The organism is Methylotenera sp. (assembly GCF_029945705.1).
Classification (GTDB): domain Bacteria; phylum Pseudomonadota; class Gammaproteobacteria; order Burkholderiales; family Methylophilaceae; genus Methylotenera.
In genome coordinates this window covers 14,632-31,744 of sequence record NZ_JAQSDC010000036.1, presented here as the reverse complement: position 1 = coordinate 31,744, position 17,113 = coordinate 14,632, and the positions used below count along the sequence as shown (strand labels likewise).

Annotated in this window: 19 protein-coding genes; 8 read left to right on the top strand and 11 right to left on the bottom strand. The window is 43.2% G+C overall.

Annotated features, from left to right (window positions below; translation table 11 throughout):
* Window positions 1-12: 12 nt before the first annotated feature.
* The 3 genes from mreD to PSU78_RS06655 form a co-directional block, all read right to left on the bottom strand.
* A complete protein-coding gene (gene mreD, locus PSU78_RS06665; RefSeq protein WP_300386077.1) occupies window positions 13-492 on the bottom strand; it encodes a rod shape-determining protein MreD in 480 nt (159 codons plus the stop codon).
* A complete protein-coding gene (gene mreC / locus PSU78_RS06660; RefSeq protein ID WP_300386075.1) occupies window positions 479-1,564 on the bottom strand; it encodes a rod shape-determining protein MreC in 1,086 nt (361 codons plus the stop codon). Before mreC ends, mreD begins: the two co-directional genes overlap by 14 nt.
* Before the next feature lie 111 nt (window positions 1,565-1,675).
* Window positions 1,676-2,719, bottom strand: coding sequence for a rod shape-determining protein (locus PSU78_RS06655; RefSeq protein ID WP_300386073.1), 1,044 nt, complete (start codon window positions 2,717-2,719; stop codon window positions 1,676-1,678).
* 211 nt (window positions 2,720-2,930) lie between these two features.
* Here PSU78_RS06655 and gatC point away from each other — a divergent pair, with 211 nt between their 5' ends.
* Genes gatC through gatB form a run of 3 tightly spaced genes read left to right on the top strand, consistent with a single transcriptional unit; the run spans window position 2,931 to window position 6,242 of the window.
* Window positions 2,931-3,245: an Asp-tRNA(Asn)/Glu-tRNA(Gln) amidotransferase subunit GatC gene (gene gatC, locus PSU78_RS06650; protein ID WP_300386070.1), complete on the top strand. Its 315-nt coding sequence runs from the start codon at window positions 2,931-2,933 to the stop codon at window positions 3,243-3,245.
* Window positions 3,246-3,281: 36 nt separating this feature from the next.
* Entirely contained in the window at window positions 3,282-4,751 is a 1,470-nt protein-coding gene (gene gatA, locus PSU78_RS06645; protein ID WP_300386067.1) for an Asp-tRNA(Asn)/Glu-tRNA(Gln) amidotransferase subunit GatA, read from the top strand.
* Between the two features lie 3 nt (window positions 4,752-4,754).
* Window positions 4,755-6,242 (top strand): Asp-tRNA(Asn)/Glu-tRNA(Gln) amidotransferase subunit GatB, encoded by a 1,488-nt coding sequence (gatB, locus tag PSU78_RS06640; protein ID WP_300386064.1) that lies wholly within the window; start codon window positions 4,755-4,757, stop codon window positions 6,240-6,242.
* A 114-nt stretch (window positions 6,243-6,356) separates the two neighbouring features.
* Here gatB and PSU78_RS06635 read toward each other — a convergent pair whose 3' ends face one another.
* Both PSU78_RS06635 and pyrE read right to left on the bottom strand, forming a co-directional pair.
* A complete protein-coding gene (locus tag PSU78_RS06635) occupies window positions 6,357-6,998 on the bottom strand; it encodes a DUF4124 domain-containing protein (protein WP_300386061.1) in 642 nt (213 codons plus the stop codon).
* A 72-nt stretch (window positions 6,999-7,070) separates the two neighbouring features.
* Window positions 7,071-7,745, bottom strand: a complete 675-nt coding sequence (pyrE, locus tag PSU78_RS06630) for an orotate phosphoribosyltransferase (protein ID WP_300386058.1) — start codon at window positions 7,743-7,745, stop codon at window positions 7,071-7,073.
* A 31-nt stretch (window positions 7,746-7,776) separates the two neighbouring features.
* Here pyrE and PSU78_RS06625 point away from each other — a divergent pair, with 31 nt between their 5' ends.
* From PSU78_RS06625 to PSU78_RS06610, 4 genes are all read left to right on the top strand, one after another.
* A complete protein-coding gene (locus PSU78_RS06625) occupies window positions 7,777-8,565 on the top strand; it encodes an exodeoxyribonuclease III (protein ID WP_300386056.1) in 789 nt (262 codons plus the stop codon).
* Window positions 8,566-8,777: 212 nt separating this feature from the next.
* Window positions 8,778-9,128 (top strand): hypothetical protein, encoded by a 351-nt coding sequence (locus PSU78_RS06620; protein ID WP_300386053.1) that lies wholly within the window; start codon window positions 8,778-8,780, stop codon window positions 9,126-9,128.
* 79 nt (window positions 9,129-9,207) lie between these two features.
* A complete protein-coding gene (locus PSU78_RS06615; RefSeq protein ID WP_300386050.1) occupies window positions 9,208-10,044 on the top strand; it encodes a DUF692 domain-containing protein in 837 nt (278 codons plus the stop codon).
* On the top strand, window positions 10,041-10,835 hold the full coding sequence (locus PSU78_RS06610) for a DUF2063 domain-containing protein (protein ID WP_300386047.1): 795 nt from the start codon (window positions 10,041-10,043) through the stop codon (window positions 10,833-10,835). Before PSU78_RS06615 ends, PSU78_RS06610 begins: the two co-directional genes overlap by 4 nt.
* A gap of 78 nt (window positions 10,836-10,913) precedes the next feature.
* On the opposite strand, the gene PSU78_RS06605 is transcribed toward PSU78_RS06610, so the two are convergent.
* The 6 genes from PSU78_RS06605 to PSU78_RS06580 all read right to left on the bottom strand — a co-directional run bounded on the left by PSU78_RS06605 (window position 10,914) and on the right by PSU78_RS06580 (window position 16,460).
* A complete protein-coding gene (locus tag PSU78_RS06605; RefSeq protein WP_300386044.1) occupies window positions 10,914-11,774 on the bottom strand; it encodes a DMT family transporter in 861 nt (286 codons plus the stop codon).
* A gap of 99 nt (window positions 11,775-11,873) precedes the next feature.
* Window positions 11,874-12,644 carry a thioredoxin family protein gene (locus PSU78_RS06600; protein WP_300386041.1) on the bottom strand — a complete coding sequence of 257 codons (771 nt, stop codon included), beginning with the start codon at window positions 12,642-12,644 and terminating at the stop codon, window positions 11,874-11,876.
* 188 nt (window positions 12,645-12,832) lie between these two features.
* Window positions 12,833-14,056, bottom strand: coding sequence for an AmpG family muropeptide MFS transporter (locus PSU78_RS06595; RefSeq protein WP_300386356.1), 1,224 nt, complete (start codon window positions 14,054-14,056; stop codon window positions 12,833-12,835).
* A gap of 56 nt (window positions 14,057-14,112) precedes the next feature.
* Window positions 14,113-14,745 carry a methionine biosynthesis protein MetW gene (gene metW / locus PSU78_RS06590; protein ID WP_300386038.1) on the bottom strand — a complete coding sequence of 211 codons (633 nt, stop codon included), beginning with the start codon at window positions 14,743-14,745 and terminating at the stop codon, window positions 14,113-14,115.
* Window positions 14,735-15,889, bottom strand: a complete 1,155-nt coding sequence (locus PSU78_RS06585) for a homoserine O-acetyltransferase (protein ID WP_300386035.1) — start codon at window positions 15,887-15,889, stop codon at window positions 14,735-14,737. Before PSU78_RS06585 ends, metW begins: the two co-directional genes overlap by 11 nt.
* An 88-nt stretch (window positions 15,890-15,977) precedes the next feature.
* Window positions 15,978-16,460: a BLUF domain-containing protein gene (locus tag PSU78_RS06580; RefSeq protein ID WP_300386033.1), complete on the bottom strand. Its 483-nt coding sequence runs from the start codon at window positions 16,458-16,460 to the stop codon at window positions 15,978-15,980.
* Between the two features lie 120 nt (window positions 16,461-16,580).
* Here PSU78_RS06580 and PSU78_RS06575 point away from each other — a divergent pair, with 120 nt between their 5' ends.
* Window positions 16,581-17,105, top strand: coding sequence for a gamma carbonic anhydrase family protein (locus tag PSU78_RS06575; RefSeq protein WP_300386030.1), 525 nt, complete (start codon window positions 16,581-16,583; stop codon window positions 17,103-17,105).
* Window positions 17,106-17,113: the final 8 nt, after the last annotated feature.

Here is a 17,113-nt window from a genome sequence, read left to right as displayed (position 1 = left end):
GCCATGAGATTGTTAAGTCCCACGCGAGCGACCGCCCGTATTCAAGCCAAAAATGACAGCAACTCTCCATAATAAAACGCCAAGAATACTTGGTAAGAAATAACTCCAACCTAAAGCATCTGCACCAGAGAATGTCTTAATGATGAGCAATACAATCTGCGAAATCATCAATAGCAAAAATACATAAAATAATTGCTGCGTATGATTAAACAATACTAGGCGGCGCTGATAGGTCACCGCAAAAAAGGCCGTAATAGTATAAGCCAAAGCAAATTGGCCAAATATTCCACCCGTGGCTAAATCTACAAAAAGACCTAAAAACCAAGCTGTGCCTACATTACATAAATTAGGCGCACGTATTAACCAAAAAATAATGGCCAACAATATAAAATCTGGACGTATTTTCAGTGCAAATCCAGACCATGGTAGCAGTAGAAAAACGAACGCTATTATTAGCGATAGGTAGATAGATTTGAGCTTACTCGGCGGCATGTGGCTTGCTCGTGTTGTTGGGAGGGGTGGCTAATATTGGCTTTGTTTCTGATGCAAGTTTTGGCTTGGCTGGTTCAACTTTAATTGCAGCAGGTTTTGTCATTTCAGGTTTAGCTACTATTGGTTTTATCGGTATGGGTTTAATTTCAGATTTTTTGTTTTTTGCATCTGGTTTGATTAGCGTAATTATCTCGGTTTCAACAGGGGCTACTGCGTGTGGAATGCTAACTAAAAGTACTTGTTTATGATTTTCTACGCCACCCGTCGGTACGCAAATAATGCGTGCAAATGGTGAGTCTGGTGTAATTTCAATCTGCGAAACAGTTGCAACAGCTAGCCCTGCGGGATAAACTCCATCGATGCCTGATGTCACTAATTTGTCGCCACGTTGAATGTCTACATTGGTTGGTAGGTATGGTAAATCCAAGGTATTGTCGCGGCCATGCCCAAATGCAATCGCACGCAAACCATTACGTTCGACTTGTATTGGAATGGCTAATGATTTATCTGTAATGAGCGTGACCTCGCTGCTCAGTGGGTAAATACGCGTCACTTGACCAATCACACCTGTCGCATCCACCACAGCTTCGCCTGCTGCGATGTTATGGGATGCACCACGATTCACGATGATTTTCTTAGTAAATAAATCGCGCCCTACGTGCATAATTTCAGCCGCTACACTGGTCTCAACGATTGATTTGTTGGTTTGTAACAATTGGCGAAGGTTATTGTTTTCAAGTTCAAGTGTATTGAGCTTTTGCAGTTCTACCGCTTGCTTAAGTGCGTTTTGTTTTAATTTTCGATTTTCGCTCAGTAAATACTCATGCGTTGAAAAGTATTCAGTAGTATCGCGATAAAGCCTTGATGGCGCATTGGCCAGTAGTTGCAAAGGGTGCAATAGCGCTTGTAGATTCTGGCGCACGCTGTTGAGATATTCAAAGCGAGAATCCGCCGCCATTAATGCTAGCGAAAGCGCTGAGAAAAAAGCCAAGCGCGCAAGCGGACTTGGACCGCGCACAAAAAATGCTGGGGCGGATTGTTGCTCGAGTCTGTGATTAAAGCGGAGTGCCATTGGTTAAGCGATATTCAATTTCTCTTTAAGGTAGAAGTTTAACTTCTTATATGATTTAGGCCGTGTAGCACGGCCTAAATTTACTTCATCACGCAGGCTATTCAGTCGTTATTATTCGTAAGCAAAGATACTGCCTAGTTTATCCATTTCTTCTAAAGCTTGGCCACAACCACGTGCTACGCAGGTTAGAGGATCTTCAGCTACGATGACAGGCAAACCAGTTTCTTCTACTAGTAATCTATCTAAATCACGCAATAAAGCGCCGCCGCCTGTTAATACCATGCCTTTTTCTGCAATGTCAGCGCCTAGCTCTGGTGGGGTTTGTTCTAACGCTGATTTTACCGCGCCAACGATTGCATTCAATGGTTCAGTTAACGCTTCTAAAATTTCATTGCTAGAAATGGTAAATTTACGTGGCAAACCTTCTGCAAGGTTACGACCAGTGACTTCCATTTCTAACACGGCCGAACCTGGGAAAGCTGAACCAATGGTTTTTTTGATGTTTTCAGCAGTAGGCTCAGAAATTTGCATGCCATAATTGCGGCGAATATAATCAATAATCGCTTGGTCGAATTTATCACCTCCAACGCGTTCAGACTTCGCATAAACAATACCGCCAAGTGAAATAACCCCCACTTCAGTAGTGCCGCCACCAATATCCACCACCATAGAGCCAGTTGCTTCTGAAACTGGCATGCCAGCACCAATCGCGGCTGCCATTGGCTCTTCAATTAAGAATACCTGTTTAGCACCAGCACGCTCCGCAGATTCTTTAATCGCACGACGTTCTACTTGAGTGGAGCCGACTGGTACACAGATAATAATGCGTGGGCTTGGTGAAAACCAACGTGCGTCATGCACGCGGCGAATAAAGTATTTGAGCATTTGCTCGGTAATAGTAAAGTCTGCAATCACGCCATCTTTCATCGGGCGAATCGCTTGAATATTTGCTGGCGCACGGCCCAGCATGCCTTTGGCTTCAGCACCTACAGCCAGTAGAATTTTTTTGCCGCCTGGGCCGCCTTCTAGGCGAATGGCAACCACTGAAGGTTCATCTAAAACGATGCCTTTGCCGCGAGAGTAAATCAGCGTGTTTGCTGTACCCAAGTCAATAGCAAGATCGTTTGAAAAATAGCTAGTTATAAAACCGAACATTGTGTTTATCCTGTGATTTGATGCAAGATGACGATTTGTGGCGCGAAGTAAATGTTAAAGCGCAATTAAGACGTCAGTAAATTGCAGGTATAATACCGCATATTACGTTGAAAATTAAGATGTGATTGCAACTTAATTACAAAGAGAAGTCATAACAAGTGACTCATTTTGAACATTAAAATAGTCTAACTAAATTTCGGGTTAATGAAACATGGCATTAAGCATTGAAGACATCAAAAAAGTTGCACATTTAGCGCGCATTGAAGTGAGCGAAAGTGACGCCGCGGCTACGCTCACTAAGCTGACAGGGATCCTTAGTCTGATTGAGCAAATGCAAGCTGTAGATACCACGGGTATTGAGCCTATGTCGCATTCTCAAGATTTAAGCCAGCGTTTGCGTGACGATGTCGTCACTAAAGCGAATCTGCGCGAAGAATTTCAGAAAAACGCACCTGCACTTGGCAATGGCTCAGCAGAGCCAGCGGTAGCAGGTGGTTTGTATCTGGTACCTAAAGTAATTGAGTAAACACTTAAATATAAGACTTTAAAATAAGACTTGAATATGATTAACAGCAGCCTAAAACAGCTGGGCGAGATGCTCCAAGCGAAGAAAATTTCTAGTGTTGAATTGACACAAACTTTTCTAGATAGAATTCAGCAATACAACCCCAGTATTAATGCCTATATTTCTCTAGACGAAACCAAAACCTTGGCACAGGCCAAAGCAGCCGATGCGCGCATCGCTGCTGGCAATGTCGCCCCGTTAACGGGTATACCAATCGCGCAAAAAGACATTTTTTGTGCAAAAGGCTGGCAGACCACTTGCGGTTCTAAAATGCTTGCCAATTTTATTGCACCATACGATGCGCATATCATCACCCAGTTTGATGCTGCAGGTGCGGTGAATTTAGGCAAAACCAATATGGATGAGTTCGCGATGGGTTCATCGAATGAAACTTCTTATTTCGGTGGTGTAAAAAACCCTTGGAGTTTTGACCGTGTGCCAGGCGGCAGCAGCGGCGGTAGCGCAGCGGCGGTAGCTGCAAGACTGTGTGCAGCTGCAACAGGTACAGACACTGGTGGTTCAATTCGTCAACCAGCTTCATTGTGTGGCTTTACTGGGTTAAAACCAACTTATGGCGCAGTGTCACGCTTCGGTATGATTGCCTTTGCATCATCATTAGACCAAGCGGGCCCAATGGCAAAAAGTGCAGAAGACTGCGCGCTGATGATGAATGTGATGGCAGGTTTTGATGAGCGCGATTCAACTAGCTTGAATCGTGAAAAAGAAGATTACACCCGCGATTTAGCCAAGCCGTTACAAGGCTTAAAAGTTGGTCTGCCAAAAGAATATTTCTCCGAAGGTTTAGATGCCGATGTAGGCAAAGTGATTGAAGCGGCGATTGCCGAATACAAAAAATTGGGTGCTGAAATTATTGATATTTCATTACCTAATACTGGCTTATCGATTCCTGTTTATTATGTGTTGGCACCCGCTGAAGCTTCAAGTAACTTGTCGCGCTACGACGGTGTGCGCTATGGCCATCGCGCTGCTGAGTACACTGATTTGATGGACATGTATAACAAGAGTCGCGCTGAAGGTTTTGGCGCGGAAGTGAAGCGCCGTATCTTGATTGGTACTTATGTGTTAAGCGCAGGTTATTATGATGCTTACTATTTAAAAGCCCAACAAATTCGCCGTTTAATCGCGCAAGACTTTGTTGAAGCTTTCAAAAAATGCGATGTGATTATGGGACCAGCTGCGCCATCCACTGCGTTTAAAGCAGGTGAAAAAGTGGATGATCCAGTCGCCATGTACCTGCAAGATATATATACCATCTCTACTAATTTAGCTGGATTGCCGGGCATGAGTATACCTGCTGGGTTTGCCCAAAGTGACGATGGTGTATCGTTGCCCGTTGGTTTGCAAATTATCGGTAATTATTTTGATGAGGCACGTATGTTGAATGTGGCGCATCAATATCAACAAGTGACAGATTGGCATACCCGTATGCCAGCAGGTTTGGAGTAAAGCATGGAATGGGAAGTCGTCATTGGGCTAGAAACTCACACCCAACTAAAAACAAATACTAAGATTTTTTCTGGTGCATCCATTAAGTATGGTGCAGAGCCTAATACGCAGGCTTGTGAAGTGAGTATTGCCTTGCCAGGTGTGTTGCCAGTGTTGAATAAGGAAGCCGTGCAGTGTGCTATTAAATTCGGCCTAGCGATTAATGCCCATATTGCGCCGCGCTCTGTATTTGCACGTAAAAATTATTTTTACCCTGACTTACCAAAAGGTTATCAAATCAGTCAGTTTGAGTTGCCTGTGGTTGGCAAAGGCGCGGTCACCATGCAAGTGCCTGCGGTAGGTAAAAATGCAGCGTATGAAAAAGTGGTGAATATCACGCGCGCGCATTTGGAAGAAGATGCTGGTAAGTCTGTCCATGGTGCTGTTGAAGGCATGAGTGGTATTGATTTAAACCGCGCGGGTACGCCCTTGTTAGAAATCGTGACTGAGCCAGATATGCGCTCTGCGGCTGAAGCTGTGGCGTATGCCAAAAAATTGCACGAACTGGTGCAATGGATAGGCATTTGCGATGGCAATATGCAAGAAGGTAGTTTCCGCTGTGATGTCAACGTATCTGTGCGCCCTAAAGGCACAGAAAAGCTAGGTACGCGCCGCGAGATTAAAAACCTGAACTCATTCAAATTCATGACGCAAGCCATTGAGTATGAAACACGTTGGCAAATCGAAACGCTAGAAGATGGTGGAACAATCCAACAAGCTACTGTGCTATTTAACCCAGATACGGGCGAAACCAAAGCTATGCGTAGCAAAGAAGAGGCGAACGATTACCGTTATTTTCCAGACCCAGATTTATTACCATTAGTCATTTCAGAGGCAGATAAAGATGCGGTAAGAGCAAAGATGCCAGAGTTGCCAGAAGCGATGAAAGCACGCTTTGAAGCGCAATATGCATTGTCTAGCTACGATGCAAACGCGCTGACCACCTCACGAGATTTAGCCAATTATTTTGTCGCAACCGTTGATGCAGGTGCTGATGCAAAACAAGCGGCTAACTGGATTATGGGGGCTTTGACAGCAAAGCTAAATGAGACTGGTATAGATATTTCTAAATCTAATATATCATCGTTGGCTTTAGCTAGCCTATTGAAACGCTTGCAAGATGGAACGCTGGCTAATAATGGCGCTAAAGTGGCTTTTGAGGAAATGTGGACAAGTCTTTCTGCAAGCGCTATTAGTACAGTTACGATAACAGCTAGCTTATCTTTCATTGATGAAATTATCGCGGCAAAAGGCCTAAAACAAGAGTCCGACAGCGGCGCAATTGAAGCGATTATTGACGAAGTCTTAGCCGCAAATGCTGCCATGGTTGAAGAGTTTAAAGCGGGTAAAGAAAAAGCGTTTAATGCTTTAGTAGGGCAAGCCATGAAAGCCTCAAAAGGTAAAGCCAACCCAGCGCAAGTGAACGACATTTTGAAGAAAAAGCTAAGCTAGACCTGTAAGTTAAAAATTCAGTGGCTATAAAGTAAATTGCCGCCAGTGACGAGAAAGTTTCGGGCATTGGCGGCTTTTTTATTAGAAGCTTATGGTTGTTTTTTTACGTGCGCTTTATTGTGGTTTTAGCTCAACATACCTAGATCGATATTGATTAAAACGAGTTTTTGTTTGAGCAATACTATTTTGCACGGCAACAATTTGTGATTTTGTTTTTATCATTTGGTTTTGATAATTCTGAGCATCTTCTGCGGCTTGACTGGGCATTTTTTTTCCAGAAAATTTCGCGTAAATATTCGCCAGTAACTTTTTAGTTTCTTCTTGATTTTGATTTAAAGTGAGTAAAGCCGTTTCGTCACTCTTTAAGTTACGTTTTTCCGCCATATCAATTTCTTCTACAGAGGAATAAGACGCTAACAAAGCCTTGTCTTGCCTTTGTTGTTCTGTTGAAAGTTTTTCGGCTTCTTGAGTGTTATCTTTAGGGTTAAAAGATTCATTTGTTTTAATTACGGTACCGTGATTATTTAACACACTATTACTACGACCTGATTCTTGCGCTGGCATCTTGTCGCCATAATGAGTGACGCCACTTGCGTCTTTCCATTTCACGATTTTGCTGCCATCTGCATGCGCCAGATGCGAATAGCTAGTCAGTATCAGTAAGCCAGAAAAAAACAAAGCAAATAAGGCTGAACTCGAATAATCAAGTCTAGCCTTGTCGGCACAAAGTGAGTTAATTTCAGCTAACGGTCTCATTTTATAAAGTTAAAGCTTCTTTCTCACCATTTTTGACCAATTCTTAAGGCGCTGTTTTCAACCTTAAATTAATTAAATAACGCCATACATTTGGCGATACGACATGACTTTATCCAGTAGCAAATTTTGTGCCATATCATTTTGATTCTCTAGATAGGTCAATAAGTCATTCAAATTAGCGATTGCACAGACTGGTATTTCATTATTTTTAATGACTTCTTGCACCGCTGATAGCTCGCCCAAACCCTTTTCTTGCCTGTCTATGGCAATAGCCACGCCGCAAGCAATAGCGCCATTCTGGCGAATAAGGTCAACAGACTCCCTCACTGACGTGCCTGCCGAAATTACGTCATCGATGATAAGAACCCGACCTTTTAGTGGGCTTCCAACAATCACACCGCCTTCGCCATGATCTTTGGCTTCTTTACGATTGTAAGCGTATGGCACATTGTGACCATCTTTGGCAAATGCAATGGCAATACTTGCCGCTAGCGTAATACCTTTGTAAGCTGGGCCAAAAAGCATATCAAACTCTATGCCCGAATTTTTAATGGCGGCCGCATAAAATTCGCCAAGTTTCATCAAACTTTCGCCATCATTAAACAAACCGGCATTAAAAAAATAGGGGCTTAGGCGACCCGCTTTAGTTGTAAATTCACCAAAGCGTAAAACCTCTTTTTTAATGGCAAATGCGATAAACTCTTGTCTGAATTGGTCAGACTGCTCAATTGTATGTTTCGTGCTCATGTTCTAGATAATTATATTAAGGAATTAAGTTTTGAAGATTATATCGCTAAACCTGAATGGCATACGCTCCGCAACAAATAAAGGCGTACAAACTTGGCTGCAAACACAAAATGCTGACGTCGTTTGTATGCAAGAAATTAAAGCACAAGAAGCCGATATGACACCAGAAATGCTTAACCCTGCTGGTTATTACGGCTATTTTCATTATGCTGAGAAAAAAGGCTACAGCGGCGTTGGTATTTATTGTAAAACCAAGCCAGATGCCGTGATTGAAGGTTTAGGCGGCTCTAATAATGACGTGCAAGATATTGATAGCGAAGGCCGTTATTTAGAATGCCAGTTTGGTAATTTAAGCGTAATTTCGCTGTATTTACCAAGCGGCTCTAGCGGAGAGGAGCGCCAAGCCTTCAAATTTAGCGTCATGACGCGCTTTATGTTGCACATGCAAGCGCTGATAAGTAGTGGTCGTGAAGTCATTGTTTGTGGCGATTGGAACATCGCACACAAAGAGGCTGACCTTAAAAACTACAAAGGCAACAAGAAAAACTCAGGATTTTTGCCAGAAGAACGCACTTGGCTAACTACGTTATTTGATGAGGTGGGCTGGGTGGATGTTTACCGAACCCTACACCCCGATACCACAGATGAAAGCTATACATGGTGGAGCAACCGCGGACAGGCTTGGGCGAAAAATGTTGGTTGGCGTATTGATTATCAAATTGCTACGCCAGCAACTGCGGCAAAAGCGGTTTCAACCAGTATTTATAAAGCTGAGCGCTTTAGCGATCATGCGCCTTTAATTATTGAGTATTTAGCATAGCAACTGAGGATATAAATTTTTTTGAATTATTTTGTAAGGACTGATTATTCACTACGACTAAATTGAGTGTGGCGCATGATGCATCTAAATTATGCAATCTCACGTAATTAAATACGCTACGTTTCTAATTGATTTTGTTAGGCTTCAATAAATTCAGAAGTCTAGAAAACTTGAGATGGAAGCTTTTTATCATCAATTTGGAAGGAATCATCATGTCTATTGAAACATCAAAAACTCGTCGCGGTGCACTATTGGCGATTGGCGCCGCGGCACTTATCTTAGCAGGCTGTGCAGCAACCGGCGCAGGCACTAATACAGCGGCTAATAGCACAGTGGGCGCATGTGTAGGCGTAAACTCATGTAAAGGCACTAGCGATTGTAAAACTGCTGGCAATGCATGCAAAGGGCATAATTCTTGTAAAACTGCAGCCAATGCTTGTAAAGGCCAAGGCTCATGCAAAACTGCTGCAAACGCATGCAAGGGTCAAAACGAGTGTAAGGGTCAGGGTCACTTAGCTTTAACAGGCGCTGATTGTGATGCTAAAGGCGGTCATTTAGTTTAGTAGTCGAGCTGAGCATGGTGATGGTGGCATGCCATGCTCAATTTGCTATTTATAAATTACGTGACTATTTGAGATCAATATGCGTAACAATTTACCCGCTTTAGGTTTTGGTCTTGGCTTACGAACAGAGCACTACAATGCTATTTTAGACACCAAGCCGCAGGTGGATTGGTTTGAAGCACTCTCTGAAAATTACATGATACCAGGCGGTTTGCCGCTTAATTTTTTAGACCGTATTCGTGCAGATTATCCAGTGGTGATGCACGGGGTATCACTATCAATTGGTTCTACAGAGCCATTCGACCTAACGTATTTAAAAGACTTAAAAAAACTAGCCGATAGAATTCAGCCCGCATGGATTTCTGACCATCTATGCTGGACTGGCATACACGGTCAAAACATTCATGACTTATTGCCATTACCTTACACCGAAGAAACCGCCAAACACGTAGCCGAGCGTGTGAAGATTGTGCAAGATTATCTAGGCCGCCAAATTTTACTGGAAAATGTTTCTAGCTACGCGAGTTATGTAGATTCCAACATGAGTGAGTGGGAGTTCATCTCTCTCATTTGTGAGCAAGCCGATTGCCTATTGTTATTAGACGTCAACAATATTTACGTCAGCAGCTACAACCATCAATTTGACGCAAAAGCATTTATTGACGGCATTCCTCAACAGAGAGTCCAGCAAATACATTTAGCTGGGCATCAAAATAATGGCGATTATATTATTGATACTCATGATGCGCCCATCATAGATCCAGTGTGGGAGTTATATGGCTACGCAATTTCTAAAATTGGAGACGTTTCTACCATGATAGAGCGTGATGACAACATTCCAGAATTAGATGTACTAGTGCAAGAGCTGCAAATCGCACGTGACCTATCAGCCAACGTACTCAGAGCAGCAGCATGACCCAACTAGCTAAACTTCAAGCTGATTTTCAGGCCTATTTATTAGATGATGTTAAAAGCTCAAGTTTCATAAAAGCGATGATTGACGACAACAAAGTAGGTGCGAAAAAGCGCCTTAGTATTTACCACGATGCCTATCGACTTCGCATTATAGAAGCGCTCGCTACTGCTTACCCTCAGCTAAAAGCCTTGTTAGGCGACGTGTTGTTTAATAAGATTGCCCGTGAATATATTACTGCTTACCCTTCTACTTATAGAAACTTACGCTGGTATGGTAGTGAGATGCGCGAGTACTTACTCACTACATTAGCGCAGCACCCTGTCGCCGCTGAGATGGCGGATTTTGAATCGGCGCTATCACTTGCTTTTGATGCGGAAGATGTTCCGGAATTAAGTCTGCAAGAACTTTCCGCCATTCCGCCAGAAAACTGGGATGCGCTAAGTTTTAAATTTCAACCCGCCATCAAATTCGTCCGTACCCGTTGGAACACAATACCGATTTGGCAAGCGCTCGAAGTAGAAGAAATGCCACCAAAGCCAGCGCAAGAAAGCACTTATCAATCATGGCTCATTTGGCGAAAGAATTTCAATTCACAATTTAGGCTGACAACAGAAATGGAAGTTATTGCCTTAAATATGGCGGTGATGGGAGCAACCTTTGGAGAAATTTGCGCTAACCTGGAAGTTGAAATGGATGAGGAGCAAGCCATGGCAACTGCGGCACAATATCTAGCTGGCTGGTTAGAAAATGGGCTAATTTGTAAGGTCACCTTAATTAAGTTTGCATCATAGCTAAACGCTTAATTTCCCCTTTTTTGAGTATGCTGAGTGCTTGTTGTGCTTAGGCTAGATAGCACAGCTTTTTCTACCTTATTTTTTGTAACTAATTTTACTAAACACCACCAACCCGCCCGCCACAATCACCAGCATGCCAATCAATCCTAAGAAATCTGGTAATTGGTTAAAAAAGACATAGCCGATTAAGCCTGCAAATAATAGCTGCATGTATGAAAAAGGCGCAAGTGTGGAGGGTTTTGCGTATTGGTAGGCTTTGGTCATCCATAAGTGGCTGACGAGTGCGGATACACCTAATATCACCATCAATAATGCAAAATATAGGGAGGGTGTTTTCCAGAAAAAAGGCAGCAACAAGCTAGTGACCAAGGTGCTCACTAGTCCGCTGATAAAGTTTGTGGTACTTGAGCTGTCAGTAAAGTTAAGTTTTCTGGTAATGATTTGATACACGCTGAACGAGAGAGCAGCACCTAAGGCCAGCAAAGCGACTGGGTGGAACATGCTGCCACCAGGGCGTACGATGAATAACACGCCGATAAAGCCGATGGCTACCGCAATCCACTGTATACGTGCAATGTGCTCACCTAAAAGTGGAGCCGACAACGCCGTGACTATTAACGGACTGAGGTAAATAATCGCGGTGCCTTCCGCTAGTGGAATATAGTGTAAGGCACTGATAAACATTAAGTTGGTGTTCACCATGCATAAGCCACGAATAATCTGTAGCTTGGGATTTTGAGTGGCGATTAATGACTTTAATGATGGTGGCCTTAATGCGACTAACATTAGTGAAACATGCACCACATACCTCACCCATAGCACCATCACCACAGGGTAAAAATTGGTGAGGTATTTTGAGAGTGCATCACTACTTGCAAAGAGAAACACGGCGGCACAGATGAATAAAATGCCTTTTTGAGGGTGCTCGGTGTTCACGTAACGTTACTATATTAAGGGTAGAGCCATATTCTATCTTAAATTGGTATCAATTTTTGCTCACCTCAAATTTTGATGAGCTAGTTGATTGCTCTAAATTTAGCTACAAAATGGCAACTGTAAGCTTTGCAAAATCTCACCATTTTTTGAATTTTGCACAAATATCACAGCGCCTGCTTGTCTGCCTTTCCACTCAGGTTTTAAGGTTATGGTTTTTGCAAACTCATTTTTATTACTCAGTTGATAAGCGCCTAATAAATCACGCACCACGTAATCATGTTTTAGCTCGCGGCCGTTGTTTTCACCTGCATTCACTTGGCTGACTAATTTGTTTTCATAGATTGCCACAAAAATATCTGCATTGTTAATGTCTGCGGGGTTAACCGCCTGTGCAGTGGCTTTGAGTGTGATTTCACCGTTCGCCTGTGTCATTGCATCAAGACTTAAATTGGCACGCGAGGCTAGTTTTTGGCTGGCAGAAACCGCTTGGTTTAAACGCGAGGTATCTGCGCCTTTCATGTCACGACCGCTTAATACAAATTGCGGGGTATAGACAAAACCAGCGCCTGCAAACGCGGCAGTTCTACGTTGACGATCGGAGTATTCTGCCTTAGAGAATCTATCTTTCCAGCCTATGTAATCCCAATAATCTACGTGAAAAGCGAGCGGAATGATTTTTTTAGTGTCTGGCTTTAAATCACTTAACCACTTATCTGCTGGTGGGCAGCTGCTGCAACCTTCTGAGGTATATAGCTCGAGTAAGGGTACTGTTGCTGCGCCGCTTTTGGCGCTACATTCTGCAGCGATTGCGGGCTGGCAGACAAGGTTAACTAAGCTTAAAGTGAATGCTACTTTGGTGATAAGGCGCATGGTCAAACTCCTTTTTTGTGATTACTAGGAGTTGGTCGGAGTTATCGCAGAAAACTTACAAAATTTTTTATACCGTCATTCCAACGCAGGTCGGAATCAAGTGTCTTCAGCAAGGCTTGCTAACTTGAGGTATTACTTACAATTGGATAATATACCGCTGGATTCCGTGGTAAGCACGGAATGAAGGACTAATCATTTACTTTAGCCGCTTGCCAAGGCGCTACTTTTAACAAAAGTACCATGCCAGGAATAGCTAAGAATGTACAAACATAAAAGAAATTCTCCCACCCTAAATTTTCTACCATGCCGCCTGTTAGTGCGTTAAACACTGAGCGTGGTACGGCAGATAAGCTGGTAAATAAAGCGAGTTGCGTGGCGGTATAAATGGGGTTAGTTTCGCGCGCCATATAGGCCACATATGCGGCGGTGCCTAAGCCGACGCCAAAGGCTTCTGCACCAATCACAATAGCAAGCATGCTGCGTTCAGCTGCACCAATGACATCAAAAGGCCCTGCGTGGGCTAGCCAAGCAAAGCCTAAAATAGTCACAGCTTGTGCAATACCAAACACCCACAAGGCTCGATTTATTCCTAGTTTTAGCATCCACAAGCCGCCCACAAAAGCGCCTGCAATTTGCAAGACTAAGCCACTGCCTTTTGCAATGGCGCCAATGTCACTTTTTGTAAAATGCATGTCTAAATAAAATGGCGTGGCAAGGGCGGTTGCCATGCTGTCGCCTAGTTTGTAGAGCAAAATAAATACCAAAATTAATAACGCGCTTTGCCAGCCTTGGCGCGTAATAAATTCATGAAAGGGCTCAACTACTGAGGCGTACAGTGTTTTTGGCGCAGCAATCTTATTCGATTCTTTGATCACCAGAGTCATGATAATGCCCGGCAACATAAACAGCGCAACAATCCAAAACACAGATGACCAAGGCAAGTGGTCTGCCAAAATCAGCCCAAGTGAACCTGGCACTAAACCTGCAATTCGGTATGCGTTCACATGGATGCTATTACCAAGCCCTAACTCATGGTCGCTTAAAATTTCGCGCCTAAAAGCATCAATCACTATGTCTTGGCTGGCGGAGAAAAACGCAATCAGCGTTGAAATAACAGCAATAGTAGTGATGCTGAGCTTTGGCTCATAAAAGCCGTAAGCCACCATGCTAATAAAAAGTGCGACTTGCGTAATGAGCATCCAACTGCGTCTGCGACCAAGCGGTGGAATAAGGTTGTATCGATCCATCAGTGGCGCCCATACAAACTTCCATGAGTATGGCAGTTGTATAAATGCAAATGCGGCAATCGTTTTGAGATTCATGCCTTCAGAGCGTAACCACGCAGGTAGTAGTTGCAAAAGCAAATATAAAGGCAAGCCAGACGTAAAGCCCAAGAACACGCAGGCCAACATTCTTTTAGTGAAAATCGATTGCCAGATGCTCGGCTGAGCGGCGTTTTGCTGCACTATCAATTGGCCTTCAAGTAATTAGCTTTCAAGCGATAAATAGCCAAATTGCCTAAGAAGTTAGGCATAAAATCTATTTGATTGCCATCAGTAATCACTTTGCGCTCTAGCACTGAAATTTTGTGATTTTTACAAAATTGGTCAAAATCATTAATCGTGCAAAGGTGTACGTTAGGCGTATCAAACCACTGATATGGCAATATTTTAGACACAGGCATATTGCCCGTGAGAATCTGTATGCGGTTGCGCCAATAGCCAAAGTTAGGAAAAGTGACAATCACTTCGCGACCAACACGTAACATCTCCAACACAATTCGTTCTGTATTGTGCATGGCTTGCAGTGTTTGCGACAGAATGACTGTATCAAAGGATTGGCACTCAAAGCCTGACAACCCATCTTCCAAATCCATTTGAATAACATTGACGCCATTATTCATACATGCCAACCAATTGGCATCATCTTTTTCTACGCCGTAACCTTTTACTTCCAAGCCGCTACGTAAAAATTGTAATAATGCACCATCGCCACAGCCTAAATCGAGCACTTTTGAGCCAAACTTCACCCAGCCAGAGATAATTGCAAAGTCTTGTCTGAACTCTTGCGTTGAATTTGTAATATTTACATTATTTTGCATGGTGAATACCAACTTCAATACTATTTAAATAAGCGCGCAAAATGTTGTGGTAATGCGCGTCTGGCATTAAGAATGCATCATGACCATGCGCAGCGGTGACTTCTGCATAACTGACCGTGCGTTCGTTGTCGAGCAGTGCTTTTACAATTTCACGTGAGCGCGCAGGTGAGAAGCGCCAATCACTGGTAAAAGAAACCACTAAGAATTTTGCAGTGACTTTGTTTAAAGCGGCGCTTAAATCACCATCGAAATTGAGCGCAGGGTCGTAATAATCTAAAGCCCGCGTCATGCGCAGATAAGTGTTGGCATCAAACTCACCCGCAAATTTATCACCTTGATAACGCAGGTATGACTCCATTTCAAACTCAGCATCAAAACTGTATTTAATGTCACCTTTAAGTTTACGACCAAATTTAGCGCCCATCGCATCGTCACTTAAATAGGTAATGTGACCAAGCATACGCGCGATTCGTAGGCCGCGGCGTGGTAATACATTGTGTGCGTAATAATCGCCACCATGAAATTCAGGGTCAGTAATAATGGCTTGGCGAGCCACTTCGTTAAACGCTATGTTTTGTGCCGTAAGGTTGGGTGCAGAGGCGATGACCAAAGCATGACGTACACGCTCTGGGTAAGCAATAGTCCATTGCAGGGCTTGCATACCACCAAGGCTACCGCCAATGACTGCAGCTAATTGCTCAATACCTAAGTAATCCGCTAATAACGCTTGAGACTTAACCCAATCTTCAACTGTCACGATAGGAAATTGTGAACCCCATTGTTGATTGGTCTCAGGATTGATGCTGACTGGCCCAGTGCTGCCGTGACAGCCACCAAGGTTGTTGAGTCCAATGACGAAAAATTTATTCGTGTCTAAAGGCTTGTTCGGGCCAACTAAATTGTCCCACCAACCTGGATATTTATCATTTTCAGTATATTTTCCAGCTACGTGATGCGTGCCAGAAAGCGCATGGCAGATTAAAACCGCGTTTGATTTATCTGCATTTAACGTGCCGTAGGTTTCGTAAACGAGGTCAAGTTCAGGTAGTACAGCTCCGCTTTTAAGCGTGAGTAGTGTATTGAAATGTGCGGTTTGAGGAGCAACGATCCCTACTGAGCCTGTGGTATTGTTATTTTCTGACATGCGCCAATTATACTATGGCGTTTGATAAATATCACATTGCTCAATCTCGAGGTCTGTTTTAAGCCGCCACATATTAAGCAGCTACGTATTAAGCGCCTATGCTAATAGGCTTATATTGCGTTAAATCTTTGCGAATCCACCGTCCATCGCGAAAGCATTCAATCAGTTTGAGTGCGCGTGTCGTTTCCATGCCATGAAAGCCAGTATTTTCAGTATCTAAGAAGTCAGTGAGCCCCGTAATTTCTGCCAACTCCTCCCTAGTGACGCTCTGGTAGCCCATCGTCCAATTCGCAAAGCCTCTTTCAACTAGTGGCTCAAAAGTCAGCTTCATCACACTATGGTGTCGCTTGTCTTTAGAAATTTTTTCATAAAGCGCCTCAATTTTATCGTGCTCGCCTTCTAATACCTGAAAAAAACAACCCTCTAAGTAAAGCAGCATGCCAGTTACATCTGCATGACTGTTATTTTCACGACATACGGCAAGTAAATCAATCAATTCTTGGTGTGACATGTAATGGTTAGCTATACTGGTATAAGCTAAAAGTGAGAGAGAATTATTCTCTGAAATCATCGTTTTATCCTTTATAAAGGTTAAATTAAAGTATCGGCCTTTTGAGCCTCATTAGCGTTTACGGCAAATAAACACCGCACTTTAGGCTTTAGATGAATTTATTTTTAATTGAGATCAATCGTGCGAAACATTCAAACATTCCAGAATCAAACACCGCAATTGGCCAACAACGCCTATGTGCACGAATCCGCTACCATTATTGGTGAAGTGAGCATAGGCGAAAATAGCTCAGTGTGGCCTAGTGCAGTGATACGCGGTGATGTGAATTTTATCCGCATTGGCAAAAATACCAATATCCAAGATTTAAGCATGCTGCATGTAAACCACAAATCTAGCGCTGATCCGCAAGGCTCACCCTTAATCATTGGCGATAATGTCACGATAGGGCATACGGTGATTTTGCATGGCTGTACCATTGAAGACGCTTGTTTGATTGGTATGGGCAGTATCGTAATGGACAAAGCCGTGGTGCAAAAGAACGTATTGCTAGCCGCGGGTAGCCTTGTGCCAGAAGGTAAAGTGTTGGAAAGCGGCTATTTATATGTGGGTCGCCCTGCTAAGAAAATCCGCGCATTAACACAAGAAGAAATCGCAGGTTTAATGGCATCAGCCGATAATTATGTGCAACTGAAAAACCTATACTGAAAACCTAA

Bases quoted from the DNA above. Each gene is read 5' to 3' on its own strand.
- gatB (WP_300386064.1), top strand. From the start codon at position 4,755: ATGGAATGGGAAGTCGTCATTGGGCTAGAAACTCACACCCAACTAAAA.
- gatA (WP_300386067.1), top strand. From the start codon at position 3,282: ATGATTAACAGCAGCCTAAAACAGCTGGGCGAGATGCTCCAAGCGAAG.
- PSU78_RS06610 (WP_300386047.1), top strand. From the start codon at position 10,041: ATGACCCAACTAGCTAAACTTCAAGCTGATTTTCAGGCCTATTTATTA.
- PSU78_RS06635 (WP_300386061.1), bottom strand. From the start codon at position 6,998: ATGAGACCGTTAGCTGAAATTAACTCACTTTGTGCCGACAAGGCTAGA.
- PSU78_RS06580 (WP_300386033.1), bottom strand. From the start codon at position 16,460: ATGATTTCAGAGAATAATTCTCTCTCACTTTTAGCTTATACCAGTATA.
- mreD (WP_300386077.1), bottom strand. From the start codon at position 492: ATGCCGCCGAGTAAGCTCAAATCTATCTACCTATCGCTAATAATAGCG.
- metW (WP_300386038.1), bottom strand. From the start codon at position 14,745: ATGCAAAATAATGTAAATATTACAAATTCAACGCAAGAGTTCAGACAA.
- PSU78_RS06655 (WP_300386073.1), bottom strand. From the start codon at position 2,719: ATGTTCGGTTTTATAACTAGCTATTTTTCAAACGATCTTGCTATTGAC.
- mreC (WP_300386075.1), bottom strand. From the start codon at position 1,564: ATGGCACTCCGCTTTAATCACAGACTCGAGCAACAATCCGCCCCAGCA.
- PSU78_RS06595 (WP_300386356.1), bottom strand. From the start codon at position 14,056: ATGTTGGCCTGCGTGTTCTTGGGCTTTACGTCTGGCTTGCCTTTATAT.
- gatC (WP_300386070.1), top strand. From the start codon at position 2,931: ATGGCATTAAGCATTGAAGACATCAAAAAAGTTGCACATTTAGCGCGC.
- PSU78_RS06620 (WP_300386053.1), top strand. From the start codon at position 8,778: ATGTCTATTGAAACATCAAAAACTCGTCGCGGTGCACTATTGGCGATT.
- PSU78_RS06585 (WP_300386035.1), bottom strand. From the start codon at position 15,889: ATGTCAGAAAATAACAATACCACAGGCTCAGTAGGGATCGTTGCTCCT.
- PSU78_RS06615 (WP_300386050.1), top strand. From the start codon at position 9,208: ATGCGTAACAATTTACCCGCTTTAGGTTTTGGTCTTGGCTTACGAACA.
- pyrE (WP_300386058.1), bottom strand. From the start codon at position 7,745: ATGAGCACGAAACATACAATTGAGCAGTCTGACCAATTCAGACAAGAG.
- PSU78_RS06600 (WP_300386041.1), bottom strand. From the start codon at position 12,644: ATGCGCCTTATCACCAAAGTAGCATTCACTTTAAGCTTAGTTAACCTT.